This window comes from Candidatus Nitrosopumilus salarius BD31 (assembly GCF_000242875.2).
GTDB classification, from domain to species: domain Archaea; phylum Thermoproteota; class Nitrososphaeria; order Nitrososphaerales; family Nitrosopumilaceae; genus Nitrosopumilus; species Nitrosopumilus salarius.
This window is the reverse complement of record NZ_AEXL02000115.1, coordinates 1-577: the sequence shown is the minus strand read 5'-3', so window position 1 is coordinate 577 and position 577 is coordinate 1. Positions and strand designations below refer to the sequence as shown.

At 32.6% G+C, this 577-nt stretch carries 1 protein-coding gene; it reads right to left on the bottom strand.

Annotated elements, in window-relative coordinates; translation table 11 throughout:
• Positions 1–283: 283 nt before the first annotated feature.
• Positions 284–475 carry a hypothetical protein gene (locus BD31_RS09945; RefSeq protein ID WP_100222197.1) on the bottom strand — a complete coding sequence of 64 codons (192 nt, stop codon included), beginning with the start codon at positions 473–475 and terminating at the stop codon, positions 284–286.
• Positions 476–577 lie beyond the last annotated feature (102 nt).

Sequence of the window (577 nt, the reverse complement as noted above, 5' to 3'; positions counted from 1 at the left end):
GGTTTTGTCTCTGCAGGTTTTGTCTCTGCAGGTTTTGGTGCAGGCTTGGCCTCTAACTGAGTAGAAAGTTTTGTTAACTTTTCTTCGAGTTCAGCGATCTTGCTTTCAAGATCTTTTTTTGTACTTGCTTTTCGCTTTGCTGCCATTCTTTAAAATTGATACAGCATTGTTTATTTACATTTTGATCAGGTCAAATTTTCAATTAAAAATAATTCATGAAATTTAAGAGGATCTTGTAAAAAATTGAATTTTTAGTTATTGTTTAGTAGCAACGGTGCATGAATTAATCAGGTTCCCAAAATTGCATCACATACATGCAGTTATTACATCTCCACAATTTAACATGAATTCCATTATCGGTATCAGCCACATATTTTCCATCTTCCAATCTAGAAACTCTTGGAAGATAATTTAGTTCAGGGTTTTCAAGCCATTCATTTTGCATGCAATTAGGACAGGGAGTTTTTGGTGGCATATACAATATAGAAAAAGATCAAAGAAGAATATTACTATTAAAAATAGAAAATAAAGGGTGTAATTAAATTAGAAACCTTTTGGAAGTGTGCCTCTTTTAGGC

Coding starts and splice junctions, on each gene's coding strand:
- BD31_RS09945 (WP_100222197.1), bottom strand. CDS start 475: ATGCCACCAAAAACTCCCTGTCCTAATTGCATGCAAAATGAATGGCTT.